Origin of the sequence: Rhizobium sp. BK529, assembly GCF_014194105.1 — a bacterium.
Lineage (GTDB): Bacteria > Pseudomonadota > Alphaproteobacteria > Rhizobiales > Rhizobiaceae > Rhizobium.
In genome coordinates this window covers 193,354-218,838 of record NZ_JACIAU010000005.1, presented here as the reverse complement: position 1 = coordinate 218,838, position 25,485 = coordinate 193,354, and the positions used below count along the sequence as shown (strand labels likewise).

27 protein-coding genes and 1 pseudogene are annotated in these 25,485 nt (G+C 60.3%); 13 read left to right on the top strand and 15 right to left on the bottom strand.

All coding sequences use genetic code 11. The features are described 5' to 3' along the window. Positions 1–59: 59 nt before the first annotated feature. Positions 60–1,034: a dicarboxylate transporter/tellurite-resistance protein TehA gene (gene tehA, locus FHX08_RS26300; protein ID WP_132657570.1), complete on the top strand. Its 975-nt coding sequence runs from the start codon at positions 60–62 to the stop codon at positions 1,032–1,034. Between the two features lie 392 nt (positions 1,035–1,426). On the opposite strand, the gene FHX08_RS26295 is transcribed toward tehA, so the two are convergent. Further along, positions 1,427–2,425: a GlxA family transcriptional regulator gene (locus FHX08_RS26295; protein WP_132657468.1), complete on the bottom strand. Its 999-nt coding sequence runs from the start codon at positions 2,423–2,425 to the stop codon at positions 1,427–1,429. 228 nt (positions 2,426–2,653) lie between these two features. Between FHX08_RS26295 and FHX08_RS26290 the strand changes: the two are divergent. From FHX08_RS26290 to FHX08_RS26260, 7 genes and pseudogenes are all read left to right on the top strand, one after another. Beyond that, positions 2,654–3,489 (top strand): annotated as a pseudogene (locus FHX08_RS26290) (alpha/beta fold hydrolase). Between the two features lie 512 nt (positions 3,490–4,001). Continuing rightward, on the top strand, positions 4,002–4,514 hold the full coding sequence (locus FHX08_RS26285) for an RrF2 family transcriptional regulator (RefSeq protein WP_112435186.1): 513 nt from the start codon (positions 4,002–4,004) through the stop codon (positions 4,512–4,514). 11 nt (positions 4,515–4,525) lie between these two features. After that, positions 4,526–5,278: an SDR family oxidoreductase gene (locus FHX08_RS26280; protein WP_117195539.1), complete on the top strand. Its 753-nt coding sequence runs from the start codon at positions 4,526–4,528 to the stop codon at positions 5,276–5,278. A gap of 26 nt (positions 5,279–5,304) precedes the next feature. Next, complete coding sequence (locus FHX08_RS26275; protein WP_112435184.1) at positions 5,305–5,742, top strand: cupin domain-containing protein; 438 nt, start codon at positions 5,305–5,307, stop codon at positions 5,740–5,742. A 94-nt stretch (positions 5,743–5,836) separates the two neighbouring features. Then, positions 5,837–6,283: a carboxymuconolactone decarboxylase family protein gene (locus FHX08_RS26270; RefSeq protein WP_132657470.1), complete on the top strand. Its 447-nt coding sequence runs from the start codon at positions 5,837–5,839 to the stop codon at positions 6,281–6,283. Between the two features lie 206 nt (positions 6,284–6,489). Further along, complete coding sequence (locus tag FHX08_RS26265; RefSeq protein WP_165911964.1) at positions 6,490–7,692, top strand: MFS transporter; 1,203 nt, start codon at positions 6,490–6,492, stop codon at positions 7,690–7,692. A gap of 59 nt (positions 7,693–7,751) precedes the next feature. Further along, the gene (locus tag FHX08_RS26260) at positions 7,752–8,156 is read left to right on the top strand and encodes a VOC family protein (protein WP_117195542.1); all 405 of its coding nucleotides are present in this window, start codon (positions 7,752–7,754) and stop codon (positions 8,154–8,156) included. Positions 8,157–8,497: 341 nt separating this feature from the next. On the opposite strand, the gene FHX08_RS26255 is transcribed toward FHX08_RS26260, so the two are convergent. From FHX08_RS26255 to FHX08_RS26220, 8 genes are all read right to left on the bottom strand, one after another. Next, the gene (locus FHX08_RS26255) at positions 8,498–9,469 is read right to left on the bottom strand and encodes an alpha/beta fold hydrolase (RefSeq protein WP_117195543.1); all 972 of its coding nucleotides are present in this window, start codon (positions 9,467–9,469) and stop codon (positions 8,498–8,500) included. Positions 9,470–9,805: 336 nt separating this feature from the next. Further along, the gene (locus FHX08_RS26250) at positions 9,806–10,696 is read right to left on the bottom strand and encodes a LysR family transcriptional regulator (RefSeq protein WP_132657473.1); all 891 of its coding nucleotides are present in this window, start codon (positions 10,694–10,696) and stop codon (positions 9,806–9,808) included. A 33-nt stretch (positions 10,697–10,729) separates the two neighbouring features. Further along, positions 10,730–11,071 (bottom strand): hypothetical protein, encoded by a 342-nt coding sequence (locus FHX08_RS26245; RefSeq protein ID WP_117195545.1) that lies wholly within the window; start codon positions 11,069–11,071, stop codon positions 10,730–10,732. Positions 11,072–11,095: 24 nt separating this feature from the next. Continuing rightward, a complete protein-coding gene (locus FHX08_RS26240; RefSeq protein ID WP_117195546.1) occupies positions 11,096–11,560 on the bottom strand; it encodes a DUF1348 family protein in 465 nt (154 codons plus the stop codon). Positions 11,561–11,636: 76 nt separating this feature from the next. Next, entirely contained in the window at positions 11,637–12,182 is a 546-nt protein-coding gene (locus tag FHX08_RS26235) for a carboxymuconolactone decarboxylase family protein (RefSeq protein WP_132657475.1), read from the bottom strand. A 124-nt stretch (positions 12,183–12,306) separates the two neighbouring features. Beyond that, positions 12,307–14,364, bottom strand: a complete 2,058-nt coding sequence (locus tag FHX08_RS26230; RefSeq protein WP_132657477.1) for a pyridoxamine 5'-phosphate oxidase family protein — start codon at positions 14,362–14,364, stop codon at positions 12,307–12,309. A gap of 59 nt (positions 14,365–14,423) precedes the next feature. Then, entirely contained in the window at positions 14,424–15,035 is a 612-nt protein-coding gene (locus tag FHX08_RS26225) for a glutathione S-transferase family protein (protein WP_117195549.1), read from the bottom strand. A 190-nt stretch (positions 15,036–15,225) separates the two neighbouring features. Next, on the bottom strand, positions 15,226–16,128 hold the full coding sequence (locus FHX08_RS26220) for a LysR family transcriptional regulator (RefSeq protein ID WP_207896903.1): 903 nt from the start codon (positions 16,126–16,128) through the stop codon (positions 15,226–15,228). 98 nt (positions 16,129–16,226) lie between these two features. On the opposite strand from FHX08_RS26220, the gene FHX08_RS26215 reads away from it, so the two are divergent. Then, positions 16,227–17,645, top strand: a complete 1,419-nt coding sequence (locus tag FHX08_RS26215; RefSeq protein WP_184327891.1) for an aldehyde dehydrogenase family protein — start codon at positions 16,227–16,229, stop codon at positions 17,643–17,645. A 20-nt stretch (positions 17,646–17,665) separates the two neighbouring features. Here the strand turns inward: FHX08_RS26215 and FHX08_RS26210 are convergent, their stop codons facing one another. Continuing rightward, complete coding sequence (locus tag FHX08_RS26210; RefSeq protein ID WP_117195552.1) at positions 17,666–18,661, bottom strand: NADPH:quinone reductase; 996 nt, start codon at positions 18,659–18,661, stop codon at positions 17,666–17,668. Between the two features lie 106 nt (positions 18,662–18,767). On the opposite strand from FHX08_RS26210, the gene FHX08_RS26205 reads away from it, so the two are divergent. Further along, positions 18,768–19,091: a winged helix-turn-helix transcriptional regulator gene (locus FHX08_RS26205; protein WP_117195553.1), complete on the top strand. Its 324-nt coding sequence runs from the start codon at positions 18,768–18,770 to the stop codon at positions 19,089–19,091. 17 nt (positions 19,092–19,108) lie between these two features. Here the strand turns inward: FHX08_RS26205 and FHX08_RS26200 are convergent, their stop codons facing one another. Next, positions 19,109–19,993 (bottom strand): LysR family transcriptional regulator, encoded by an 885-nt coding sequence (locus FHX08_RS26200; RefSeq protein ID WP_132657482.1) that lies wholly within the window; start codon positions 19,991–19,993, stop codon positions 19,109–19,111. 140 nt (positions 19,994–20,133) lie between these two features. On the opposite strand from FHX08_RS26200, the gene FHX08_RS26195 reads away from it, so the two are divergent. The 3 genes from FHX08_RS26195 (at position 20,134) to FHX08_RS26190 (ending at position 21,516) form a co-directional block, all read left to right on the top strand. After that, positions 20,134–20,709 carry an isochorismatase family protein gene (locus FHX08_RS26195; protein ID WP_132657484.1) on the top strand — a complete coding sequence of 192 codons (576 nt, stop codon included), beginning with the start codon at positions 20,134–20,136 and terminating at the stop codon, positions 20,707–20,709. 61 nt (positions 20,710–20,770) lie between these two features. Continuing rightward, positions 20,771–20,965 (top strand): hypothetical protein, encoded by a 195-nt coding sequence (locus FHX08_RS31675; protein WP_245508369.1) that lies wholly within the window; start codon positions 20,771–20,773, stop codon positions 20,963–20,965. After that, positions 20,935–21,516, top strand: coding sequence for a pirin family protein (locus FHX08_RS26190; RefSeq protein WP_245508370.1), 582 nt, complete (start codon positions 20,935–20,937; stop codon positions 21,514–21,516). The genes FHX08_RS31675 and FHX08_RS26190 overlap by 31 nt, the downstream gene beginning before the upstream one ends. Positions 21,517–21,717: 201 nt before the next feature. Here the strand turns inward: FHX08_RS26190 and FHX08_RS26185 are convergent, their stop codons facing one another. The 4 genes from FHX08_RS26185 to FHX08_RS26170 are packed head-to-tail and all read right to left on the bottom strand — an operon-like array spanning position 21,718 to position 25,476. Further along, a complete protein-coding gene (locus tag FHX08_RS26185; protein WP_165911966.1) occupies positions 21,718–22,380 on the bottom strand; it encodes a flavin reductase family protein in 663 nt (220 codons plus the stop codon). A gap of 1 nt (position 22,381) precedes the next feature. Beyond that, positions 22,382–23,806, bottom strand: coding sequence for a Xaa-Pro peptidase family protein (locus tag FHX08_RS26180; protein ID WP_132657487.1), 1,425 nt, complete (start codon positions 23,804–23,806; stop codon positions 22,382–22,384). Positions 23,807–23,837: 31 nt separating this feature from the next. After that, positions 23,838–24,656 carry an ABC transporter permease gene (locus FHX08_RS26175; protein ID WP_132657489.1) on the bottom strand — a complete coding sequence of 273 codons (819 nt, stop codon included), beginning with the start codon at positions 24,654–24,656 and terminating at the stop codon, positions 23,838–23,840. Further along, positions 24,649–25,476 (bottom strand): ABC transporter permease, encoded by an 828-nt coding sequence (locus FHX08_RS26170; protein ID WP_132657491.1) that lies wholly within the window; start codon positions 25,474–25,476, stop codon positions 24,649–24,651. Before FHX08_RS26170 ends, FHX08_RS26175 begins: the two co-directional genes overlap by 8 nt. Positions 25,477–25,485: the final 9 nt, after the last annotated feature.

Here is a 25,485-nt window from a genome sequence, read left to right as displayed (position 1 = left end):
TGGGCAGATGCATGTAACCAAGCTGATGTCCCCAAAGCGTAGAAGAGGGTAAAATCGTGATGGAGCTTAGCAAATTGCCGCTAATCCCTGCATCTTTCTTTGGCATGGTTCTCGGATTAGCAGGCCTTGCCAATACATGGCGGCTTGCGCACAACCTGTGGGGTCTGCCGGAGTTGATCGGCGAGCTCTTAACGTTCGCAGCAGCCGCCACCTGGCTATTGGTCTCCATCCTCTATATGGCAAAATGGGTTCTTCGACCGGCCATGGCCAAAGCTGAGGCGGCGCATCCAGTCCAATGCTGTTTCATAGGTCTTGGCGGGGTTGCCACCATGCTCGTCGCGCAAGGGATGCTACCTTATTCAAGAGCATTCGCCACCGGGCTATTTGCTTTAGGTGCGACCTATACGTTAGCGTTCGCTATCTGGCGCACCGGGCTCTTGTTAAGAGGCGAGCGGGATATCGGAGCAACAACGCCAGTGCTCTACCTGCCGGCGGTCGCAGGAGGTTTCGTGACCGGAACCACGGCAGCCCTGTTTGGTGCACCAGATTGGGGTCAGCTAGCCTTCGGCGCCGCCTTGTTTTCGTGGCTCGCAATCGAATCGGTCCTACTCCATCGCCTTTATTCTGGACCGATGATGCCAGCCAGTGTTCGTGCCACACTGGGGATCCAACTAGCACCTCCAGCCGTTGGCGCTGTTGCCTACCTTTCCGTCGGCGGCGGTCTTCCAGACATCTTCGCGCACGCGTTGCTCGGCTATGCGATGCTGCAGGCGATCTTACTCGTGCGGATGCTACCGTGGATTATGGAAGAAGGTTTCTCACCATCGTTCTGGGCCTTCACCTTTGGGTCGACGGCGCTGGCCGCCGCCAGCATGCTGCTGGCTGTCAAAGGCGATCACGGCGCTACCATCGTTATCGCACCTGTGCTCTTTATCTCTGCCAATCTAGTCGTGCTGATCATTGCGATGGCAACAATTCGTTTGGCAATGAAGGGACAGCTGCTGACTGCAGGTCCGCCGGCCACACGAGCTTGAGTGACTTGTACCGCACTGGCTCTCTTGGCCCTGGCTCAACTGCGAGTGCGAAAGGCATGAGCTGGTTTGGGAGCATAAGGGAAAGCGCGTTAAACGCCGGGTTACCCGTTGTCGGGCGCAAGCCGCCGGTGCTGCGGACGCCATGGCCGATCAGCGTCTTCGCCTTGATGAGAGCCGAACCCTCGACCGTTACATTCGATCGCGCTTGTCTTAAGACTGGCGGCCTCAGAAGACACTTAACTCCCGTTTCTTATTCGTCGCTCAACGATTTCGGCTTCTACGCGCCGCGCTCCGTCCTGGTCCATTCGCGCCGGTGCCCGCGCACGGCGCGAGCTGCCAATAAGAAACTGGCGGCCCGTCGATCACCTGGAAAGGCATCAATTTGCCGATGATTAGAATCGCGCATCGCCGCGGTAGACGTTTGGCTTGGCGCCCGTCAGCCGGCCAAATATCTTCCGAAATGCGGCTGGATCTGCATAACCGACTGTATATGCGATGCTCTCGACCGAAGCGTTTGTCGTCTCAAGCAATTGCCGCGCCTTCATGATGCGCACATTCTGCAGATATTCGGTTAGCTTAAGCCGCGTCGCACGGTAGAATCGTCGCTGGAGCGTCCTCTCTGAAAGATGCACGCTCTCCGCCAACTCGCCAATCGATTTCTGTAGCTCCGGTGTTGCATGAAACTGATGCTGGACCTGCAGGACCTCCATATCGCCGTGATCGAAGCGCGGAAGAAAAGCCTTGTACTGGCTCTGACTGCGACGCGGTGGATCTACGACGAGAAAGCGTGCCGTCTCCAGCATCACGGCCTGTCCGAGCAGCTTCTCGACAAGCAGCAGGCCGAGATCCGCCCAGGCGAGAATACCGCCGGCGGTGATTACATCACCATCATCGATGATCATATTGTCCGGTGAGACGTTGATATTGGGAAACTGCTCGGCAAGCCTTTCGGCAAAAGCCCAGTGGGTCGTGGCGCGCCGACCGTCGATGAGCCCGGTTTCGGCTAGAACGAACGCTCCCGCACAGATTGAACAGACGGTGACCCCACGCGCATGCTGGGAAGCGAGCCATCGCGAGGCGGGACTCATGCTCTGCATTTTCTCCGGCATGATGATGCTCGGTGGCGCAATAACGTAGCTCAGCGAATGCGGAATTCCCGAGCGTGAGTCCCATGTACAGGACACATCACCGTCCTCCATCTTCCAGTAGCTGACGCGGATGGTGCGAAGGCTTGTCGGCACTTGTAGATCCGTCGACCAGTCGCTCGCGACGCGAAACAGGTCGGTCAGTCCATAGACAGCGGCCAACTGACAATCCGGGTAGATCAGCAACCCCACTTCTATGAAATCAGGCTTTTCGCATTTTGCCACTTTTGCCTCGGATAAAGTCATTTCCGCCACGTGTTTCTGCCAGAAGATGGCGATACTTTCTCTTTGTCAAATACGGAATTCGTAAACACAGCGCGACAGGAGAAAGCAATGGCATCCGATAAAGATCGGTTTTTCGTGTCGAGGCGCAGCGTACTGATCGGAAGCATCGCGCTTGCCGGCGTGAGCATCCCGGCGCTCGCCTTCTCACACAACTCTTCGACTAACAATTCATCGCAAGGAGATATCGACATGGGCTTTGTAACAACCAAGGACGGCACTGAAATCTTCTACAAGGACTGGGGGCGCAAGGACGCACAGCCGATCGTCTTCCACCACGGCTGGCCGCTGTCGTCGGATGACTGGGACGCGCAGATGCTGTTCTTCCTCTCCAAGGGGTATCGCGTCGTCGCTCACGACCGGCGCGGCCACGGCCGATCTGCCCAGGTCGCCGATGGTCACGACATGGATCACTACGCAGCCGACGCTTTCGCCGTCGTCCAGGCACTCGACCTGAAGAATGCCATCCATATCGGCCATCCACCGGCGGCGGTGAAGTTGCCCGCTATGTCGCAAAGTTCGGCCAGAAGGCCGGCCTTGTTGCCAAGGCTGTCCTCGTCTCCGCGGTCCCACCGCTGATGGTCAAGACCGCCGCCAATCCTGAAGGCCTGCCGATCGAAGTCTTCGACGGCTTCCGTTCAGCGCTTGCCGCCAACCGTGCGCAGTTCTTCCGCGATGTTCCGGCCGGCCCATTCTACGGTTTTAACCGTGACGGCGCCAAGGTTCAGGAAGGCGTGATCCAGAACTGGTGGCGTCAGGGCATGATGGGCGGCGCGAAGGCTCATTATGACGGCATCAAGGCCTTCTCCGAAACGGACCAGACTGAGGACCTGAAGGCGATCACCGTCCCGACACTCGTCCTCCATGGCGAAGACGACCAGATCGTGCCGATTGCCGATGCTGCCAGGAAGTCGATCAAGCTTCTGCCGAACGGCCAGATCAAGACCTATCCGGGCTTCTCGCATGGCATGCTTACCGTCAACGCCGACGTGCTGAACGAGGATCTGCTGGCTTTTATCAAGGGCTGATCCGAATCCGGCGTGGATGAACCATGCCACGGCCGTTTGTGGCCGATCGAAAATAAAAAGGGGCGTCTGCGCCCCTTTTTACCGATCTTCGCCCCGCAGGCCGCGCGGCCTCGCAGTGTTCTCCGTACCGATTGCTACGGCATAATCGGCGCATTCGTGGAGGGGCTTAAATCGTTCAACGGGCCTTAGGGGCTGATCCAAACGCTACCCGAGGTGGCGGCAATGCTCGAACAGAACTTCGACGCCAAACCCGTATGATCGCACCCGAGAAAGCTTCTTCGCTGCCGTCTGAAATATTTGCAACAGAGGCATCGCGCCTGCCTCATCCTTCTTGGCGCAGTATGAATATCCCGTCAGCAGATGGGAAATACGAGCATCCTGACTATGGCGAGGCACCCGCACCCAAAACCCGTTTTGTGATCTCATTTTATGAATTGTGAGCACACGACGTGATCGGGGATTGACACCAGCCTAATCATAGATATTTTATATCCACGATTAGGAGATGCAACATGAAACTAAGCGAAGGCGTGGAGCAAGCCATTCACTGCACGGCTTTCCTGGCGGGCCTTTCGGACGACGGCGTACTGTCTGCAGCAGCACTGGCCGAACTCCACGGCGTTTCGACGAGCTACCTCCTTAAGCACCTGCAGGCGCTTTCCGGCGCCGGGATCGTCGTGACGACGCCTGGACCGAAAGGTGGCTACCGTCTGGCCAAGACGCCGAAGGACATCAGTCTCCTGGACATCGTCCTCGCGGTTGAAGGTCCGGCGCCCGCCTTCCGGTGCGCCGAGATCCGCCAGCGGGGGCCGAACCCTCTGCCGCAGCGCTACTTTACAAAGCCCTGCCAGATTAACGCCGCGATGCTGAAGGCCGAGAAGGCCTATCGCGCAGAACTCGCCAAGGTGTCCGTCGCAGACCTTCTGGCGAACCTTGGTGCAGACGACGACGGCGGTATCGCCGCCCGCGGATGCGCCTTCCTCGAACTCCACGAACGCAGGACGGGCAATCGCGCCTCGTCATAGGAGAAAGCACCATGACCAAGATGAAGAAGGTCGTCGTTATCGGCGGCACGGGCCTGATCGGCTCGAAGGCAGTGAAACTGCTGCAGGACGCCGGTCACGAAGCCGTCGTCGCAAGCTCCCGCAACGGCATCAACGCCTACACGGGCGAAGGACTAGCCGAAGCCCTCGTGGGCGCTGACGCCGTCATCGACGTGTCGAACATGCTGTCCTTCGACAAGGCCGTCATCAACGACTTCTTCGGCACGTCGAGCCGGAACCTGACGAGCGCCGAACGGGCCGCGGGCGTGCGTCATCACGTCGTCCTCTCAATCGTCAACGCGGAACGCCTCGCCGCTAACCCATACATGGCCGGCAAACTCGCCCAAGAAGAGGCCGTCGCAGCATCGGGCCAGGCCTACACCATCGTGCGTGCGACACAGTTCCACGAGTTCATGGAGACGCTGGTGGACGCCTACTCGGCCGACGGCGCGGTGAAAGTGCCGGATATCGACTTCCAGTCGATCGCGGCCGACGACGTCGCCGCTGCTTTGGTGGAAGCCGCGCTCAGCGAGCCGAAGAACGGATCCGTTGATCTTGCCGGGCCTGAACGGGGACCGTTCGAATCCTTCATCCGGACCTATCTCGATGCCAAGAGCGACGCTCGTCCGGTCAACGCCGACGCGGCTGTCGACTACTTCGGCGCCCCCGTTGTCACCGGCTCACTGGTTCCCGGCGGAGACTACATCAAGGGCGCGATCACGCTAGCCGAATGGCTTCGGGCGTGAGCTCCCACAGCACAAGGAGAACGATTATGAAGACAATCCTCTATGCCGCCGCGGCACTCTCTGCCTCGCTGACCACGGCTTCCGCTCACGACGTCGCAAAGCCGGGACTCGCATACGACACGAAAGACGCCAAGGTGACTCTGGTCTACGAGCATCCTCTTCCGGACGTTCCCGGCAAGAGCGTCAAGGGCGTGCTCGTGGAGTACGGACCCGGCGGTTATAGTTCAGCCCATACGCATGCGAAGTCCGCGCTGATCTACGCGACGGTTCTCGAAGGCGCCATCCAAAGCGCCGTGAACGGTGGCGAGACGAAGACCTTCATCGCCGGTCAAAACTTCACCGAGCTGCCGGGCGACCGCCACGACGTCAGCGCTAACGCCAGCAAGACCGAGCCGGCGAAACTGCTCGCCGTCTTCGTCGTCGATACCGATGACACCGCCCTGACGACACCGCGCAAGCCGTAGCGCTACCTACCAGACCTACACCCTCCCCTACTGCACAAGCAACGACGGTTTCTCCGGCGAACGGAGAACCGTGTCCACGAGAAAGGAAAACGATATGTCCCGCATGAACTGGTCCGAAGTCGCCCCCGAGGGTGCCAAGGCGCTCTTCGGCGTCCATCACTACGTCACCAAGAAGACGAACCTGCCTGAAGAGCTGGTTCATCTCGTCTTCCTGCGCGTGTCGCAGATCAACGGCTGCGCCCATTGCATCGACATGCATGGTCGCGATCTGCGCAAGACGATGTCCGTCGATAAGATCACGCTTGTTCCGGTGTGGGACGAGGTGCCTCACCTGTTCGGCGAGCAGGAGCGAGCAGCACTGGCCTGGGCTGAAGAAGTCACGAATGTCAGCCAGACCCATGCCTCCGACGAGGCCTATGCCGCCGCTGCCGCCGCTTTCGAACCGAAGGATCTCGTCGATCTGACGATTACGATCGCTGCGATGAACGCGTTCAATCGCCTCGGGGCGCCGTTTCGTCTTCCGGTGGCGGCAAAGGCCTGATGGCACCTTGCTGGCCGAGAAACGTCTTGTCGGCCTAGTTCACGGCCGACAGGACGCCAGGATGTCATGCGCCAAGGACGTCGTCTAAGACGATTGACGCCCAGGGCATCCGAACGTTGGGGCACTGGGCGGGCCCTATCGTCTGCATCCATCAACGAATTTGAAGACCGTTATAAACGTGGCGTGATGGTTTTGATCATGCCCGAATGGTATCTGCGGCCATGACCCGATCTGCATCTCCCGCCTTCATGTTCACTCTCGTCGCCTGCGGCACGATACTTGGCATCGCCGGGACCGACCTCGTTCTACCAGCCGTCCCGATAATGCCGCGGGAGCTCGGCGGAACCCCAGCCCTCGCTCAGATGGTGCTTGCCGCCTATGCGGCGGGGACGCTTGTCGGGTTGCTGACCTTTGGCGAACTCGGCGCAAGGTATTCGGCTCGCAAACTCCTAATCTGGTCGCTGGCGCTGTTTGCAATCACGTCGATCACATCGGTGATGGTGCAGTCCTTGGAGTGGCTCGTTGCGCTTCGGTTCGCCCAGGGCGCGTTCGGCTCCGGTCCGGCAGTCTTCGCGCCGGGCTTCATCCAGGGCCTTTTCACTGGCGAGAAGGCAGCCGGCATGTTCGGGCGACTGGGCTCGATTGAATCCCTCACTCCGGCGCTCGCCCCCATAGCAGGCGTTTTCCTGCTCGAAGCTGGCGGGTGGGAGATGTCCTTTGTCGTCCTCGCCATTTTGGCGACCCTCTGTGCCGCCGCCAGCATCGCGTACGGACACCTGCTTCCGGATCGGGCAGAAGCCCTAGAGAGCCATCGCACCTACGCGTCTATCATGCGCGAGGCGGCCTTTCTCCGGCACGCCTTAAGCCAGGCCTTCTCGCTAGCGGCGATCCTCGTCTTCGTCTTCGGCGCCCCCGTAATCATGACTGAGGTTATGGGCGGCAACATCGGGGATTTCATTCTCTTGCAGGTTTGTGGGATTGCGAACTTCATCCTCGCCTCCAATCTCTCGAGTAAGCTGGCCGGCAGGTTCGGAGTGGAGCGCATGATCTTCATCGGAACGACAGGCCTGTTCGCGGGTTTCGCGCTGATCCTGGCCTACGTCGGATTTGGTGGGAGGAGCCTTGGCGTCATCATACCTGTCTGGGTGATCACGAATGCTGGCTTCGGCATCCGAGGTCCGATCGGCTTCCATCAAGCGATCATCGCGTCGAAGGGCGATCACTCGCGAGGCGCCGCGCTGGTCGTGGCGAGTATCCTGGGATTTACAGCGGCAGGCACTGCCGCTGCTGCACCCTTCCTTAACTCGGGGTGGTGGCCGCTCGCCTTGGCGAGCTTCCTGTCAGCTACTCTTGGGCTCGTGTGTCTCGTATTCCTTCCGAAAGGCGTTGCAGAGGCAGGAATGCGATGACACCCAGCGGAGATAAGCGCCGGCGGAGAAGTGCCACTTCCACTTATTACCAGAACCTCATGTCCCAGTCCCTCACGCATGTCGCTTTACTCGTTCGAGAATACGACGAGGCAATCGCCTTCTTCGTAGGGAAGCTTGGCTTTGATCTTGTCGAAGACACGTATCAGCCGGCGCAGGACAAACGCTGGGTGGTCGTTCGACCGGCTGGAGCCCAGGGATGCTCGATCTTGCTCGCTCGCGCATCGAACGTTCATCAGACGCAGTGGCTCGGCAACCAGGCAGGCGGCCGCGTCTTCCTGTTCCTAAGAACCGACGATTTTTGGCGGGACTATCGCGCATTCACCGCGAAGGGCGTTCAATTTGTGCGCGAGCCGGCACAAGCAGATTACGGCGTCGTGGCCGTGTTCAAGGACCTTTATGGCAATCTCTGGGATCTGATCGAATACAACGACGGTCGACTTTGAGAAGTTACTTTCAAAACTCTGTTGGTTGTCTCACGCCCGCTACCTGCTCTGTCCTGCGGCAGACGTATACCCAACAAGCACCGCATCGTGGTGGCGCCACCCGCATTTTAGTCGGTCCCAGCGCGCTTGATGGGATCTGAACCGACGACCTGTCCCTGCGATCGCCAAACCAGAGCCGACGGTAATGATGACCAATATTTCCATCTCAAGGCAAACCAAAACGCCTGCCGCGGGAGGAGAGATGCGGCAAGCGTATAGAACAAATGGCTGCCCATGAAGAGAGGCTTGTGGAGGAGGCTTCCCGAACTGTTCTCAGCCGGTGCGGGAGCCTCACTCCGTTTTCACTTTGCAATCTTGCGATCCAGGAAGCTCCTGATCAGCGGAGCCATCTCGTCTAGCTTGTCTTCAAGCGCAAAGTGGCCTGTATCAAGGAGATGGAACTCTGCTTCGGGAAGATCGCGAAGATAGGGATGCGCGCCCTCTTCCGGGAAGATCTTGTCGTTCTTGCCCCAGACGATCAGCGTCGGCGGCTTACGGTCGCGGAAGAATGCCTGGAACTGCGGATAGAGCGGCAGGTTGGTGCGGTAATCGTAGAACAGATCGAGCTGGATATCCTTGTTCCCTGGCCGGTCGAGCAGTGCCTGGTCGTGGACCCAGTTATCGGGGCTGATGCGCGTCAGATCCTTGACGCCATCGGTATATTGAAACTTGGTTGTCTCCGGTGCAACGAGCACCGAGAGCGCTTCCCGGTCCTTGGTTGCCCCTGATTTCCAGTAGGCGCGGATCGGGTTCCAGAAATCCCGGATGCCTTCGTCATAAGCATTGCCGTTCTGGACGATCATTCCGGTGATGCGATCCGGATGCTTGAGCGCCAGCCGGTAGCCAACGGGTGCGCCATAATCCATGAGATACATCGAATATTTGGTAGCACCGAGCTTGGTCAGCAGCGTATCGATGATATCGGCATAGTGGCCGAAGGAATACTCGAACTTGGTGTGATCGGGCGCATCGCTCTGACCGAAGCCCGGATAGTCAGGAGCGATGACGCGGTAGCGGTCAGCGAGCAGCGGGATCAGGTTGCGGAACATGTGCGACGATGTCGGGAAGCCGTGAAGCAGGACGACGACGGCGCCGTCGGCCGGACCGGCTTCGCGATAGAACACGTTGACGCCGTCGATTTTCACGGAGCGATAGTGAACCGTTGCAGATGCCTGCTGGGAAATCGCCGGCGTTTCGGCGAACACCATGCTTGCGGGGGTTGTAACAAAGATGCTGGCGGATGCGAAAAGCAGGGCGGCAAGAGTGCGAGACATTGTAGCTCTCCTCAGGAGTGGTTGTGGGCGGCTTGTTGCCCGCAGCCAACATCGCTCGTTCGGCCTGGAAGGAGAACGTTCGTATTCGACAAGGGATTATTACATCTGATGGTATGAGTGTGGCTAGGCGGTCGGCCATTTGGATGAATCGCTACGGTAGTATCGGCGTTGTTTAACGCCCACCGACGGATCGCAGCTAGGGATCGACTTACGGTACGACTATTGCGCTTCTTGGCCACGGATGTTGTCTGGTCAAACGGCAATCCCGCGCAAAGAGACGGCGGGCGGACGCAGTTCGCTCCACGAGCTTAGGCCTAGCTCGGTGATATTGAAGGGCTAATTGAAAAGGCGGTTCTCGCGCAGCCTTGCTGCAGCCATATCGACGAAAGTGCGAACCTTTGCTGGAGCGTGCCGACCCTCCGGATGAAGGATGTGTATGGGTAAAGGTGGTTCTTCGAATTCACTGAGGATGATCTGTAGCTCTCCAGCAACGAGCGCTGGGCCAATCTGGTAGTTGAGAACCCTGGTCAGGCCCCATCCCTCGCGCGCAGACTGTATCGCCGCTTCGTTGGTGTTGCATTGTAAAGCTGCATCCACGGATACTCGCAGATCGTCGCGAAACTTCCACTCAGGTGAAGCCCAGGCTGCGGTCGATGCTGCGATGCGGTGGTCCTTCAGATCGGTTGGCGAGTTCGGAACGCCGTAGCGCTCGAAGTACTTCGGAGAACCGCACATGACGCGACGAACACTTCCGACCTTGACGGCCGAGAGATTGGAATCCGGAAGATGACCGATACGCACCGCGACGTCGATCCCTTCCTCGACGATGTTGACCGGTCGATCGATGAATAGCGTCTTCGCTCTCATGGTCGAATAGGTGTCGAGATAGCTTGTCACGATCGGAAGAACGTACATCTGGCCGAACAGCGCGGACGCGGTTATGGAGAGAGTCCCTGTCGGCGTGGCGTAGGAACCGCCGGCAGCCGCCTCTGCTTCTGCGATATCGGCGAGGATCCGGCGACAATCTTCAAAATAGCGAACGCCTGCTTCGGTCATCTTCACCGAGCGGGTGGTTCGCACGAGTAGGCGCGCACCAATAAGATCTTCGAGCGAGGCAACGGCACGTGTGACAGCCGGTGCGCTCATGAACATCTGGCGTGCGGTGTCCGCGAAACTTTCGGTTTCGGCGACCTTTACAAAGATCCTCATTGCTTGCCAGCGATCCATCCATTCCCCCGAACCGGTCGAAATTCCAAGACCTTAGGGGCTTAAAAACGAAGCCTCAAGAGGCACGGGATCATCCGATTGAGAACGGCAAGCCTGCGAGATGAATTCTATCTCCGCGCAGGCTTCCTCGGAAAGACCGGCGCGCAGGGCGCGCTGGTGCGTCTCCCGACAGGCATTCAAAGCAAGCGAGACCGCGACCGAAGTCTCGAAATCGAAGCTGGAACCTTGCCTGGCAACATCCATCTCTGCGCCTGTCATGCCAAGGGCACGACCGGCTTCTTCTTGTTTCGCCAGCAGCGATTTGCTCGCGTTGGCTCCCGTGAGAGCAAGCTCTATTGAAAGCCTTATGCGAGCACCGATTGACGAGCCGGCCATTTTTCCATCTCCTGGCTCAGCCGTCTAAAAGCCGAAATCACTCAGGCCAGGATGGTCGTCCGGGCGGCGGCCCAGCGGCCAACGAAACTTGCGATCGACTTCAGCGATCGGGTGTTCGTTGATGCTTGCATGACGTTCCCGCATAAGGCCATCCTCGGCAAACTCCCAGTTCTCGTTGCCATAGGCACGGAACCACTGGCCGCTGTCATCGCGATATTCGTAGGCGTATCGGACGGCAATACGATTGCCGGTGAAGGCCCAGAGTTCCTTGATCAGGCGGTAGTCGAGCTCCTTATTCCACTTGCGGGTCAGGAAAGCCTCGGCCTCGGCCCGGTTCTTCGCGAACTCGGCGCGATTGCGCCAACGGGTATCGAGCGTATAGGCAAGCGCCACTTTGGCGGGATCGCGGCTGTTCCAGCCATCCTCTGCAAGACGGACCTTTTCAATCGCGCTCTCTCTGGTGAATGGGGGAAGCGGTGGACGGGACATGGTAAAATTCCTCTCGGGATGATTTCTGACCGCGGGGCGGGAGGCGGTAAGTCTTGCGCCGCCTCCAGGCTTGGCCTTAGGCAGCAGTGTCAATGCGGGGGAAGTCGATCTCGGTGTCGAGGGCCTCGTTCACGTAGTTCGTAAAGGTGTTGAGGGCCACATGGGCGATGATCTCGACGATCTCGGCATCGCTGTAGCCGGCATCGCGAACCTTGGCGATTTCGGCTGGCGCGACGGACCCGCGAGCGACCGTCAGAGCCCGGGCGAACTCGACAGCGGCCGCTGCCTTAGGATCGTTGGATGTGCCGTTTCGGTTGGCAACGATTTCACTTTCGTCGAGCTTGGCGAACTTCCTGCCGGTGAAGGTGTGGGCGGACAAGCAATAGTCACAGCCGTTTGCTTCAGCCATGGCGAGGGCGATGCGTTCGCGGGTGGCCGGCGGCAACTTTCCCTTGCCAAGTGCGCCCTGGAGCGACGTCAAGCCCGACAGCGCTGCGGGGCTGTTGGAAACCAGACGAAAGATGTTGGGGACGGAGCCGATCTGCTTCTGGATGGTCTCGAGGATCGGACGAGAGGCTTCCGGAGCGTCGTCGATCGTTGCCGGGGTAGGAATGCGTGACATTGTATTCTCCTTTTTTGGTTGAGGGAGACGTCGCTCCCTTGGGATTGAATATGACCTGGTGGGGCGGCTTGCTGAACATCGAAAGGGAACAAGGGTCCATTACGTCGGACGCAGCAATCGGCCCTTAGACAGCGAGCTGCAGGCCGCCGTTCTGGTCTGCGGGAACAGCGCAGCAGAGAAGCACTTCATCCGCGTCGATCTTCGCGGTGGGCTGCTTGACGTAAGCGACGGCACCCTTGACGAGCTTGGTCCGGCACGTGCCGCAGTTGCCTTCGCGGCAGCTGAATTCGGGGTCGAGGCCACGCGCTTCGGCAAGTTCCAGGAGAGTGCCGGAACCAGGTGTCCACCGTGCCTCTTTCAGGGAATTCGTGAACACGACGGGCACAGGTTTTTCGGACGGCTGCGCGACAGGAGACATCAGGGCTGGTGTGGGTTGCCCTGTGCGGACCAGCGACGACGGACCGAAGGCTTCAGCCTGAATGCGATCGTCAGCAATGTTGAGAGCCCTCAGTCCGTCATAGAGGCCTTGTGTGAACTGGGGAGGCCCGCAGAGATAGAAATCGTAGTCGTTGAAGGGAAGGAACCGCGTCAGCATCGCCATATCGATCCGCCCTGCGGCATCGAAATCCCTGCCCTCTTCGGCATCCGTGGTGTCACTGAGGATCCTGACCAGCCGCACGGCGCCCTTGGCCGCACCGACCAGTTCCCCGATCTCCTGATCGAACGGCCTATCGGCCTTGGAACGGGACGCATGGAATAACGTCACCGGGCGGACGCGCTGCTTGCGGAGCCCCTCGTAAACGATATGACGGAGCATCGCGAGCATCGGCGTAATGCCGACGCCGCCTGCAAGAAGCACCGCCGGACGGGTTGAACGCGCGTCTATGCTGAAGTGGCCGGCCGGCGCGCGCGCCTCGATGACATCGCCAACGGCGATGCGATCATGGAGGAACTGAGATACCTGACCATCGCGCTTGACGCTGATGCGGTAGATCCCGTCGGACGGCGCGACCGAGAGCGTGTAGGTGCGAATGACCGCCTTATTTTCGCCGGGCAGCTTTATGCGGATGGGCAGATGCTGACCGGCCGCGTGCGGGAGTAGCCCTGCGCCATCGCCTGGCTGGAGGTGGAAAGACTTGATCGTCGCGCTTTCATCAACGATCGCGGTGACGGTCATTGGCCGCCAGCTCTTGGCAAACTCTGCGGCGCGGAGACGGTCGGCCGCTTGGCTCCAGCTGCCTGTCATCAGGGAACTCGGCGACCAGCCGTCCTTCTGAAAAGCCCATCTCAACGCCAGTGCATTGCGGCGACGTACGATCCGTGTCGACTTGAATGTCCAGAACCGCTCTGCCCCCTGGAAAGCGGCGATCTCGGGGGAGTCGAATATGACTTCGGCTTTGCCCGTCATCTGCAGCATATCGCCGGTGTTGAAATCCACGAACAGAAGTCCTGCCTTTCCGTTCATCAGGATGTTGCCCAACGTTGCAAAGAAGAGATTGCCATCGAAATCCGGGATCGTCATGACGCCATCGTCACCAACGCGGACAAACCCCGCATTGCCGCCCCGGTGGGACACATCCACCTGGCGCCGGTCCTCGCGATCAACGTAGGACGCGACAAAGAAGGCGTCGGCTTCCCGAATGATCGCGCGCGCCTCGTCATCGAGGGCGGGCAGTTCCTCAACCTCACCTTGAAACGAAGTCTCGGGCTGGCGTTCGAATGTAAAGTCGCGCAGCTGAATGTAACGCGGACAATTTCCAAAGCTCTGGTCGACATCGACGCGGAAACCGCCATCGATCGTCGAGACAAAGCCGTTCATACGGTTGCGGCGGCGTGTGTGCATCTCGATCCCGAGAAGACCGATCGGCAAGCCGTCCGCCAGTCCTTCGCTTGCCGGGTCGCTGGGATCTCGGCTTGCGAGGATGTCTAGGATGGCAGGCGAAGGCGACGACATGAACCCCGGCTGGCCTTCGATAACGGTCGCCCAGGCGTCACCTGCTTGATCGACGCTCCCGAGAACGATGAAGGGGAGTTGGGCGTAGAAGTCACGGTGCTGGTCCGGCATGAAATCGCGAACGACACGCTGGCCGACGGAGGCCATGCGTTCCTTTACGCCGAGCTTTTCCTGAATAAAGGTCTCGCCTTCATGCCACGTCGGCAATCTTGTAAGCTTCACGGACATCTCTGTTCTCCAGAAAAAGAGGCGAAGAGCGTGCGAGGTGCCGCACGCCCTGTCCAGGCTCAGGCGGCAAGACCGGCCGGCGTTTTGACGAAATCGACGAAGCCCGGAAGTTGCTCGACCCGGCGCAGCAGGGCATTCACGGACGGATAGGCGCTGAGGTCGACGTTGCCCTCTGGGGCCCGTGCGACATAGCTGTAGACCGCGACGTCGGCGATGGTCGGACGGTTGCCCACCAGCCATTCGCGCCCTTGCAGATGGCTCTCGATCCGGCCAAGGATGGTATGTGCCCGGCCGATAACTTCTTCTGGGTTGAACTTGGCGCCGAAGACCGTCACCAGACGCGCAGCTGCCGGACCGTAAGCAATTTCACCGGCTGCAACCGAGAGCCAGCGCTGAACGTCGGCGGCCCCTTTTGCATCTTCCGGGAGCCATTCCGTCTTGCCCGACTTCTTGGCGAGGTAGACCAGGATCGCGTTGGAATCGGAAATGAAGACATCGCCATCCGCCAGCACCGGGACCTGCCCGAAGGGGTTCATCTTAAGGAAGTCGGGCTGCTTGTGGGCGCCAGATTTCAGATCGACTTCGACCAGCTCGTGGGGGAGCCCGACCAGAGAAAGGAAGAGCCGGGCGCGGTGCGCGTGACCTGACAGCGGGTGGTGATAAAGTTTCATGTGATCGCTCCTGATTGAAGGCCGGGCTCGTTCCCGATCCGTGAACACAGGATGCAATGCGCAACCGCGCGGCTGAATACTCATGTTCGGCACTGGACTGTTACGCTGAGCGGAATAGTTCGGTAGCGCCAGGATGAAAGGTGAACTTCGCATCCATCCCGTCGGGCGATCTCCCAAGCTGAACAGCGGCTCACATCGTTCCGGTTGTCCGCAGTTCCTTTATCAAGTCGACGAGCTGGCGAAGCTTCGCCGGCAGATTGCGCCTTCCGGGGTAGTAGAGACATAAGCCGGGATAAGGCGGGGTCCAGTCAGCAAGAACCTGCTCCAGCTTACCGGCAGCAAGATCATCTTCGACCTGCCACTCACTCAGGTAGGCTAGCCCCGCCCCCTCACGCGCGGCCCGGAGCATCAGATCGCTATCGTCGAGCACGAGCCTGCCGGGAACGTCGAGCGCGAAGCTCTCGCCTCGCCGCTCGAACTCCCAGCGATAGATGGTTCCGCTCGCCATTCGTGCACGAATGCACAAGTGGTTTTGGAGCTCTGCCGGGACCTCCGGCTTTCCATAGCGGCGGAAGTAATCGGTCGACCCGACAATGGCCGGTCGGATGCTGTCGCCGATCGGGACGACCACCATGTCGGGAGGAACGGCTTCTCGGATCCTGATCCCGGCGTCAAAACCCTTTGCGTTGACATCGACCAGCGCACCCTCCGTGACGATCTCCACCCCCATCTGCGGGTTCCGGCGCATGTACTCCAGGATCAACGGTGTCAGGATCATCCGCGTTGCGCCGACGGATGTATTGATCCGCAAGGTGCCCGTGGCTTCTGCCCGATGTTCATCGATATGCTCGACGGCGTTGCGGATCGCCTCTAGCGCCGGTCCGACGCTTGCGACGAACTGCTCTCCCGCGGCTGAAAGGACCACGCTCCGGGTCGAGCGGTTGAAAAGCCTGACGCCCATGCGGGTCTCCAGCGCAGCGATCTGCTGGCTCAGCGACGACGACGATATTCCGAGCTCCCGCGCCGCGGCCCGGAACCCGCCTCGAGACGAGACGGCAAGGACAGCCTCAAGTTCAGCAAGTGAGCCGCGCATCATTGTCCGTAATCTCCTATCAGGCTGGGCATATTTGACCTCCTTATCAGGACAGGGTCGAAGTGCCAGATATGACAGAACAGCAAAAGGAGTTTGAGATGCCCATCATCGACAAGATTTATATCGACGGAGGCTTCGTCACACCGAAGGGATCGGAGACCGCCAATCTTTACAATCCGTCGACAGAGGAGAAGATCGGCACAGTCCGGCTTGGCGGCATCGAAGATGCACGTGAGGCTGTCGCCGCCGCGAAACGTGCCTTCCCGGCGTTCTCACGGACGACGAAGGCCGAGCGTATCGAGATGCTTAAGCGTTTGAACGCAGCCGTCGCGGCGCACACCTCCGACCTAACGGAAGCGATGGCACTCGAATATGGTGCTCCTCAGACCGTTACCCGGTTCGCTATTCCCCACGCTGCTTCAAGCTTTCTGACCATGGCGAAGGTTCTGGAGGATTATGAATTCGAGCGACAGATGGGCCGCGCCCGCGTCCTCATGCAGCCCTCTGGCGTTGCCGCCGCCATCACGCCTTGGAACAGCAATATCGGCTTCATAACCTCAAAGCTTGCGACCGCCATCGCCGCCGGCACGACCATCGTCATCAAGCCCAGCGAGATGAGCGCGATACAGACGCAGATCCTCACCGAGTGCCTTCATGAAGCGGGTTTGCCGAAGGGTGTATTCAACATCGTCAACGGGCTCGGCAATGTCGTCGGCGCAGAGCTCAGCCGGCATCCTGATATCGCGAAGGTGACGTTCACCGGCTCTACCGCGGTTGGCAGGGAAATCATGCGCAACGCGGCCGACACCTTCAAGCGCGTGACGCTGGAACTCGGCGGCAAAGGCCCGAACATCATTCTCGACGATACCGGCCTGGACGCGACTATTCCCGCCGTACTGCGGATGGGGTTCATCAACAGCGGCCAGGCCTGCATTGCCGGCACCCGAATTCTGGTTCCCAGCCATCGGCTCGACGACGTTTTGGCCTGGCTGAAGCAAGAGATCGAGCCATTCAAGATCGGCGCCCCCGACGATCCGGACGCAATGATCGGACCGATGGTTAGTCAAAAGCAGTACGACCGGGTCCAGTCCTATATCGAGCTGGGGACACGACAGGGCGCCTGCCTCCTGACGGGTGGTCTCGGACGGCCTGCCGGATTGGAGCGAGGCTGGTTCACGAAGCCAACCATATTCACTCACGTCAACAACCAGATGCGTATCGCGCGCGAGGAGATATTCGGGCCGGTCCTGTCGGTAATCAGTTATCGAGACGAGGACCAAGCCGTGTCCATCGCCAACGACACGCCGTATGGACTTCAGGCCTACCTGCATGGCACCGATGTCGCGCGCATGCAGGCGCTTGCGGATCGCCTGGAGTCCGGCCGCGTCGTCGTCAACGGCGCCCCCCATGAACCTCTCGCTCCTTTTGGTGGGTTCAAGCAGTCGGGTATCGGTCGCGAGTATGGCGTGTTCGGCCTCGAGGCGTTCCTGGAGCCGAAAGCCGTCATCGCCTCATAAGCTAGCTTGATGGGATCGCATCACGCGTTCTGGATTCGGAGGAGAATCTTACCGACAGCTTTCCCGCTCTCCTGCAACTCGTGTGCCTCGGCCACTTCGTCAAGCGCATATGTCTTCGCGATCAGCGGAGCATATACCCCCGATGCGGCACAGGCCGAAACCTCATCGGCTGCCTGCCTCATCGCGGATTCCGGCATGGTGTAGACATAGACGAAACGGAACGAGAAGCCGCCCAGCAGCGCCGGGAAGAACGGAATCGTCAGCTTCGCATCTGGCGATTCCGTCGAATAGGCCGACACGACACCGTCGCGGGCGAGAGAGGCGATTGCTACGTCGATGTTGGCGGAGATATCGACGTCTACGATGCGATCGACGCCATTGCCGCCGGTGGCTGATCGGACGGCCGCAGCGACATTTTCCTCGCGCCTGTTGACGACAAGATCGGCGCCCGCCGCACGCGCGACCTCCGCTTGCTGCTCACGGCTCACCGTCGCCGCCACCCATGCCCCCGCCCACTTCGCAAGAAGGATCGCTGCATTGCCGACGGCGCCTGCTCCTCCTTGGACGAGGACTCGCTTGCCGCGCAGGTCTCCGTCGGCGAAGAGGCAGCGATGCGCTGTCATCGCTGGAACGCCGAGCGCCGCTGCGATCTCGAAGGATGCGTTGTCGGCCAGCCTGACGGCCTGCACGGAGGGCACGACGACAAATTCCGCCGCAGTACCGAACGCACGACCCCATTGGCCCATGTAGATCCAGACGCGCTCGCCGACGCGCGACAGATGCACGCCGGGACCGACGGCGTCGATGACGCCCGCGCCGTCCTGATGCGGCACGATCCGTGGAAACGGCATGGCCTTGCCGCCAAATCCGGTTCTCGTCTTGATGTCGGAGGGATTGATGCCTGACGCGACCACCCTCACCCGGACCTCTCCCGCTCCCGGCTGCGGATCGGGGAGCTCGCCGACGGCGAGCACCTCCTTTGCAGGGCCTTGTCGGTCGTAGAAAGCAGCTCGCATGACGCACCTCTGAATATACTGCTTCCAACTGACGCGACACAGGCGAACTTGCAAGTAGGCAACAATTTTGCCTATAGGTATAGAAAATACACTATTGGAGCATGTAATGACTTCTGGCCAGAAGTGCCCTGTCGAAACCACCGTCGACGTTACGGGGGGAAAATGGAAGCCAATGATCATTTACCGGCTGCTGGACGGGCCGCGACGGTTCGGCGAGTTGCGCCGGCTTGTCGGTGACCCGAGCCAGCGTTCGCTGACGATGCAGCTCCGCGAACTCGAAGCCGACGGGATCGTCGCCCGCGAAGTCTTCGCAGAGGTTCCGCCGCGCGTTGAATACTCTCTGACGCCCTTCGGGCAGACTCTGGCACCCGTGCTGATAGCCATGCGCGACTGGGGCGTCGCGTTCCAGGAGCGGCGCTCGGCCACGTAATACTAGCCTTCGTTGCTCTAGCCAGCCACCGCGTTTGCGGAGAACCTCTCGACGAAGAAGTCGATCAGAACCCGGACCTTCCGCGACACGTGTGACCCAGGCGGGCGCACGATGTAGACCCCAATTTTCGGCAGGCTGTAGTCCGTCATGATCGGCACAAGGGTTCCGGCTTCCAGGTAATTCTGAGCGATCACCACGGGTAGCGCTGCCACGCCCAGCCCCGCCGCCGTCCCTTCGGCGATGCCCGCAGCGCTGTCGGCCTTGAACCGTCCCTGAGCGCTGACGACCACGGTCCGGGTGCCGTCGGAAACCCTCCAGCTTTCGGTCCCCTGCAAGATGGCCTGATGGTCGAGAAGATCTGACGGCTTCTGTGGAACGCCGTGGACACGCAGATACTCCGGGTTTGCAAAAAGGCCTGCCGCAAAGGTGCCAATCTTGCGCGCGGTCAGGTTCGAATCCTGCAGGTAGCCGACGCGGATGCCGCAGTCGAAGCCTTCCGCCACCAGATCGACGTAGCGGTCGCTGTAATGCGCGTGGAGCTGCAGGAGCGGATGCAGGCGGGCGAGCTCGGCCAGTGCCGGGGCGAAGTGCCCAGGACCGAAGGACGAGGGGACCGCCACGCGAAGGCGTCCTCGCAGCTCTCCGGTTGGAAGCATCTCCTCGCGCGCCACGTCCATTTCCAGACACATGCGGGCGGCGTGCTCTCGGAAGGAGACCCCAGCTTCGGTGAGGGATGCACCTCTGGTGGTGCGCGCCAGAAGCTGGACGCCAAGCTCGCTTTCAAGCCGGACAAGCCGTCGACTGACGATCGACTTCGGCAGGCCGAGACGCCGAGCGGCCACCGTGATGCCGCCCCCGTCCGCCACCTCCACGAAGGTCTGCATGTCCTCGAAGCTGATCATCCCGGTGTTCCATTTTTCGTTCTATAGAGTGGCTCATCGTAGAGCTACTGTGCCGATGATCGCAACGCTAAATTCCAGTCATCGAGCGGATCGAAACCAACTTCACCAACAGCCGCCGAGCAAAGAAAAGGAACACGAAAATGCATAAGGACGTATTTACCCCCGAGAATTCAGCAATGCTGCTGATCGACCACCAGATCGGCACCATGGCCTGGACGCACTCGCACGACATCAACCTGGTCAAGCAGAACGCGCTGAAACTTGCTCGCATCGCCAAGGCCGCCAATATCCCGACGATTCTCACCTCCAGCATGGAAGACCAGATCCAAGGCCCGCTGCTGCCGGAACTCGAAGCAATCCTGCCCGAAGCGTTCGAAGCCCGCATCAAGCGTCCCGGCATCGTCAACGCCATGCACCACGACGGCTTCAATAAGGCGGTCAAAGCGACCGGTCGCAAGAAGCTGTTCGTTGCCGGCGTGACGACTGAGATCTGCGTCACCTTTCCGGTCCTGCAGATGCTCGACGAAGGTTACGAGGTCCAGGTCTCGGCAGACGCGTCGGCTTCCTACACCAAATACGGCGACGACATTGCATTGCGCCGCATGGAGAAGGCCGGCGCAATCATTACAACCGTTGACCAGATCATTTCCGAGCTTGCCGTCGACTGGACGAGCCCGCTCGGTCAGAAGCTGGTCGGCATCCTGAACTACCATTGAGCACGACAAGCGCGTTCGGCGCGGGCAATAGAGCCCGCGCACGAATGAAAGGAGCACAACAATGACCATTACCAAGATTGCCGCCGGCCGCGTACGCGGCGACTTCAGTCAAGGCTTCGGCGTCGAGATCCTATATCCGGGGCTGGCGCTGACTTCGGACGACAGTGGTATCGGCCCGATCGGCAGGATCGATCGCGCCGAGATGCAGCCGGGTCATCTCATGGCATGCACCCGCACAAGGACGACGAAATCCTGACCTATATTCGCGGCGGCGAGATGCTCCATCGCGACACGGTGGGAAACGAAAAGACGCTCGGCAAGACCCACTTCATGATGATGAACGCCGGGCATACCTTTCAGCATGAAGAGCTGATGCTCGGTGATCGTCCGGTGCGCGCGCTGCAGATATTTCTGCGACCGAACGCTCCCGATCTGGAGCCGATGGTACAGTTCCATGAGTTCCCGGAGGAAGACAGCGTCGATAGCTGGCGGCTCATCGCCGGACCGAGCGCTGCACCGTTGAAGGTCAGATCTGACGTCCGCGTCTTTGACGCCCGTATCGCTGAAGGGGTCCATCTGCGGCTGCCAGCCGAGGAAACTGGAAGAAACACCTTACTCTACGTCTACAGTGGAAAGGTCGCCATCGCGGGCGAGGTTATATCGGAAGGGCAAAGCGTATTTTCGACCGGTGCATATGACGATCTTACCGCATGGGCTGAATCAGACGTCTTGCTGTTCTCGATGGATCCTGCGGCGGAGGTTTACCGAGGTGGCATGTTCAGTGGGAACCAGAGGCGCCGCGCCTAGAGATGCAGGCGTCGATCACTCCTCGCTTGCCGGCCTCGGCGTCATCTCGATCACCACCCCAAGGTCGCACGGCGTCATCGTTCTGGTCAATATTCACGTTAAGGCTCTGGGCTTAGGCTCTTGATGGGATGTGAACCTTCGACCCCTGCAATTAGCCGCCCCGCGAAGCTTAAGTCTATGAACTCAGCGGCAAGTGTCCTCTTATTCGGCAGCCGCTTTAGACACGTTCTTCCGGCCTTCCCACTCTTGTGGCGTCAGCGTCTTGATATCGAACTGGTCACGTGTGCGGGCATAGGTGTGCCCGCCCATGCGGCCGACGGCATCCATCATCTGCTGGTCGATATGCAGGTTCGAAGCATTCACCGCATCGCTGCGGACAAAGACGCCGACGACCTCGCCGAGGATGATCTCGCGGGCCGGGCCGACCTGCAGGGTCGTGTGGCGGCGGCATTCCAAGGCGGCCGGGGCTGCCAGGATGCGCGGGCTGCGCACCATCTGGCCGGGCACGGTTGCGAGGCCTGCCTCCTCCATCTCATCGACTTCGGGGCCGAACTTGATGGCGCAGACCTCCATCTGGTCGACGAGCGCATTGTCGCAGATATGGACGGTGAATTCGCCGGTCTCGCGGATGTTGCGTGCCGTGTCCTTGAAGCGCATGTCCGAATAGTTCTCGACGCCGATGGCAACGATCGCGGGATCGTGGGTGAGGACGTTGAAGAAGCTGAATGGGCCGGCGTTCGGCTGGCCTTGCCTGTTGATCGTCGTCACCAACGCGATCGGCCGCGGGATCACCGTGCCGATCAGGATCTTGTAGCGCTCGCGCTCATTGAGGCTGGAAAAGTCGAAATGGGTATGATCGTACATATCAGGCCTCGGCAGCGATGCGGTGGGTTTCAAGCGGGGTGTGGCGGGAGAGGTTCTCGAACCCGTCCTTGGTGACGACATACATGTCGCCGACATTGCAGCCGGCCGACAGCGGCTCCAGCCATTGCGTATGGAGCACGAAGACCATGCCCTCCTCCATCCGGTCGTAATTGTGGGAGGAAATGTTGAAGCTGTTCTGGCCGCCGGCCATGCCCACCGAGTGGCCGAGATTGGGGTTATGCGGCCCATGGGTCGCCGGGTAGACATGCATCAGCTTGCGGCCCTGTGCCTCCCAGTCGATGTTCTTCACATATTGGCGCGGGATGAGGCGGGCGCTCCCGTCGTCCATCGGCGCCCAGTTGTAGGGCATGCTGCGTGCTTCCGGCGAGATCAGCATGCCGCGCTCGATCATCGGCTCGAAGGCAGCGTTGTTGACGTCACGCACCAGGGCGCCGGGGCGGATCAGCTTCTCGGCGCGCTTGACGCCTTCGGTGCAGGCTTCAAGCACCTCTTCCTGTCGCTTGGTGATCCCACCGACGGCGATCATGCGGGCGGTCTGGGCGGTATATCCACGATAGGTGACGTTGGAGACGTAAAGATTGATCAAGTCGCCGGGCCGCACGACATGGCCGTATGGCTTGCCGCAATGGGTGCCGAACTCGTTGATGCCGATCTGGTAGCCGTCGCCGGTTTCGCCACCATAGGTGAGCTGCGCCTGCGTGAAAGCGGCATAGATTTCATGGTCGGTCACGCCGGGTTTTGCCACATGATAGGCCGCCTGGGTGGCGATGCTGATGAGCTGGGCGGCGGCCCGGAATATGGTGATTTCGCGCGGCGAGCGGACCTTCTGCATCCGGTCGAGAATGGCATTGTCGGCGACGAACTTGGTCTTCGGCATCAGTTCATCGAGTGCCGCCCAGAAGGTCAGCGACGTCCGGTCGCCGATGCGGCCGACCTGGACTTTCGCGAGCCCCATGCTGGCCAGAAGTTCGGCGCATTTCTCGGCCGTCTTGACGACGCTGTCGCCCGGGCGGTCGGCATATTCGCGACCGATCGGGCCGATCTGCCAGATATCCTCGACCAGAACAGGTTCACCGCCGGGCGGCAGAAGGACGGATTGGGTGAAGAAGGACAGAAGCGTCAGCGGCTTGTCGCTGTCTGTGGGGATGATCAGCACACCTTCGCGTATCCAGTCGCAGATGTAGCGCAGATAATGGTTGGAGGCATGGAACCAGCCGACGCTGCCGGTATGGACGATCAGCGCATCATGCCCGGCTTCCACGGCCTGCCGGCGGATGCGGCGCAGGCGATCCTCGAATTCCTCGGTCGGCAGGGGCAGCGGCGCATCGAAATCGAAATCCGGCTGGAAATCGGCGAGCAGCGATCCGACGCGATAGGAGCCTGACTGGCTCGAACTAATATTCATAGGTGTTTTCCTTCCCGATTATCAAAATTGGTCAGGCCTGCCGCGGCGCGAGAACGCGCCTTGCGACGAGCATGACGATCAGGGTGAGGCCGATGAGAATGCCCGAGATCGCGGCGACGCGAACGTCGAGCGATTCCTCGATCAGCGCGAACATGCGCAGCGGCAGAACGGTGGTCTCGGCATCGGCGAGGAAGAGCGAGATCGAGACATTGTCCAGCGACTGGATGAAGACCAGGAAGGCGCCGGCGAGAATGCCCGGCATCAGCAGCGGCAGCGTTACCCGACGAAGCGTGGTGAACCGGGACGCGCCCATGACGGTTGATGCCTCGGCGAGCGAAGGATTGAGTCCTTGCGCGACGACGGAGGCGGCGCGGTACATTAGCGGCCCGAAGACGACGACATGGCCGGCGACTGTCAGCCAGAGCGAGGGTTGCAGCCCGACGAAGTTGGCGACGATCAGCGCCGCCAGACCGTAGACCAGGCTTGGCAGCACCAGCGGCGACAGAAGCAGCGGCTCGATTGCGCCGACGGCCCCTTTGCGCATCCGGCTCATGCCGATCGTAGCGGGCACTGCAAAGAGCAGCGAACCGAGAACCGCGAGACCGGCGATCTTCAGCGAGTTGAAGGCCGCCGCATGTTCCGTCGCGGAGCGAACAGGATCGAGCAGTGCCTCGTACCAGCGAAGCGAGAAGCCGTCGGGTGGGTATTTCAGGGTCTGGCCCGAGGTGAAGGACATTGTCAGAGCAATGACGATCGGCGCCACCAGATAGATCACGGCGAAAGTGCCGAAACCGAAGACGAAGAGCTTGTAGAGCAGTCCGGGGATGGGGTTTTTGCGTCTATCAGCCATGGCCGACAAGTCTCCTGTGACGGGAAATCATGGTCATCGCGACGAGCAGGCAACCGGTGGACAGAAGCAGCACGACGGCGATCGCCGATGCCAGCGGCCAGTCGAACAGCGTGCCGACCTCGCGATAGATGAGCTGCGGAACATAGACGTTGCGCGCGCCGCCGATGACGGCCTGCGTGACGAAGGAACTGCTGGTGCTGGCAAAGACCAGAATCCAGCCGGCCAAAAGGCCTGGCAGCATCAGCGGGATCAGCACGGTCACGAAGATGCGCCACGGACCGGCACCGGAGACCTGCGCCGCCTCTGTATATTGCACCGGCGTACGCGACAGGATGGCGACCAGCGGTAGGATGATCAGCGGTAGATCGATCTGGCACATGGCCATGACGAGACCGAGTTCGGTGAACATCAAGCTGATCGGGCTACCGGTCAGGCCGAGCCCCATAAGCGCCACGCTGATCGGTCCCTGCCGCCCGAGGATAACAATCCAGGCGAAGGTGCGCACGACATTGCTGGTCAGCATCGGAACAAGCGTCAGGAAGATGATCACCTGCCGTGCCGTCTTGCCGCTGTGCCAGTAGAGCAGCGCGATCGGCACGCCGAGCAGCGTCGTGGCGAAAACCGTCTCTAGCCCCAGTCGCGCCGTGTTGACGAGAACGCGAAAATTGAACGCGTCCCCGAAGAACTGACCATAATTGGCCAGTGTCGGCCCTGCCGAGCCGGTAAAGCTATAGCCGACGAGAACGGCGAGCGGCGTCGCAAAGAACGCCACCGACAGCAGCAGCATCGGGATAACGTATGGAAAACCGCCCGCCTTCATCGGCTCGGC

Coding starts and splice junctions, on each gene's coding strand:
- tehA (WP_132657570.1), top strand. CDS start 60: ATGGAGCTTAGCAAATTGCCGCTAATCCCTGCATCTTTCTTTGGCATG.
- FHX08_RS26295 (WP_132657468.1), bottom strand. CDS start 2,425: ATGACTTTATCCGAGGCAAAAGTGGCAAAATGCGAAAAGCCTGATTTC.
- FHX08_RS26285 (WP_112435186.1), top strand. CDS start 4,002: ATGAAACTAAGCGAAGGCGTGGAGCAAGCCATTCACTGCACGGCTTTC.
- FHX08_RS26280 (WP_117195539.1), top strand. CDS start 4,526: ATGACCAAGATGAAGAAGGTCGTCGTTATCGGCGGCACGGGCCTGATC.
- FHX08_RS26275 (WP_112435184.1), top strand. CDS start 5,305: ATGAAGACAATCCTCTATGCCGCCGCGGCACTCTCTGCCTCGCTGACC.
- FHX08_RS26270 (WP_132657470.1), top strand. CDS start 5,837: ATGTCCCGCATGAACTGGTCCGAAGTCGCCCCCGAGGGTGCCAAGGCG.
- FHX08_RS26265 (WP_165911964.1), top strand. CDS start 6,490: ATGGTATCTGCGGCCATGACCCGATCTGCATCTCCCGCCTTCATGTTC.
- FHX08_RS26260 (WP_117195542.1), top strand. CDS start 7,752: ATGTCCCAGTCCCTCACGCATGTCGCTTTACTCGTTCGAGAATACGAC.
- FHX08_RS26255 (WP_117195543.1), bottom strand. CDS start 9,469: ATGTCTCGCACTCTTGCCGCCCTGCTTTTCGCATCCGCCAGCATCTTT.
- FHX08_RS26250 (WP_132657473.1), bottom strand. CDS start 10,696: ATGGATCGCTGGCAAGCAATGAGGATCTTTGTAAAGGTCGCCGAAACC.
- FHX08_RS26245 (WP_117195545.1), bottom strand. CDS start 11,071: ATGGCCGGCTCGTCAATCGGTGCTCGCATAAGGCTTTCAATAGAGCTT.
- FHX08_RS26240 (WP_117195546.1), bottom strand. CDS start 11,560: ATGTCCCGTCCACCGCTTCCCCCATTCACCAGAGAGAGCGCGATTGAA.
- FHX08_RS26235 (WP_132657475.1), bottom strand. CDS start 12,182: ATGTCACGCATTCCTACCCCGGCAACGATCGACGACGCTCCGGAAGCC.
- FHX08_RS26230 (WP_132657477.1), bottom strand. CDS start 14,364: ATGTCCGTGAAGCTTACAAGATTGCCGACGTGGCATGAAGGCGAGACC.
- FHX08_RS26225 (WP_117195549.1), bottom strand. CDS start 15,035: ATGAAACTTTATCACCACCCGCTGTCAGGTCACGCGCACCGCGCCCGG.
- FHX08_RS26220 (WP_207896903.1), bottom strand. CDS start 16,128: ATGCGCGGCTCACTTGCTGAACTTGAGGCTGTCCTTGCCGTCTCGTCT.
- FHX08_RS26215 (WP_184327891.1), top strand. CDS start 16,227: ATGCCCATCATCGACAAGATTTATATCGACGGAGGCTTCGTCACACCG.
- FHX08_RS26210 (WP_117195552.1), bottom strand. CDS start 18,661: ATGCGAGCTGCTTTCTACGACCGACAAGGCCCTGCAAAGGAGGTGCTC.
- FHX08_RS26205 (WP_117195553.1), top strand. CDS start 18,768: ATGACTTCTGGCCAGAAGTGCCCTGTCGAAACCACCGTCGACGTTACG.
- FHX08_RS26200 (WP_132657482.1), bottom strand. CDS start 19,993: ATGATCAGCTTCGAGGACATGCAGACCTTCGTGGAGGTGGCGGACGGG.
- FHX08_RS26195 (WP_132657484.1), top strand. CDS start 20,134: ATGCATAAGGACGTATTTACCCCCGAGAATTCAGCAATGCTGCTGATC.
- FHX08_RS31675 (WP_245508369.1), top strand. CDS start 20,771: ATGACCATTACCAAGATTGCCGCCGGCCGCGTACGCGGCGACTTCAGT.
- FHX08_RS26190 (WP_245508370.1), top strand. CDS start 20,935: ATGCACCCGCACAAGGACGACGAAATCCTGACCTATATTCGCGGCGGC.
- FHX08_RS26185 (WP_165911966.1), bottom strand. CDS start 22,380: ATGTACGATCATACCCATTTCGACTTTTCCAGCCTCAATGAGCGCGAG.
- FHX08_RS26180 (WP_132657487.1), bottom strand. CDS start 23,806: ATGAATATTAGTTCGAGCCAGTCAGGCTCCTATCGCGTCGGATCGCTG.
- FHX08_RS26175 (WP_132657489.1), bottom strand. CDS start 24,656: ATGGCTGATAGACGCAAAAACCCCATCCCCGGACTGCTCTACAAGCTC.
- FHX08_RS26170 (WP_132657491.1), bottom strand. CDS start 25,476: ATGAAGGCGGGCGGTTTTCCATACGTTATCCCGATGCTGCTGCTGTCG.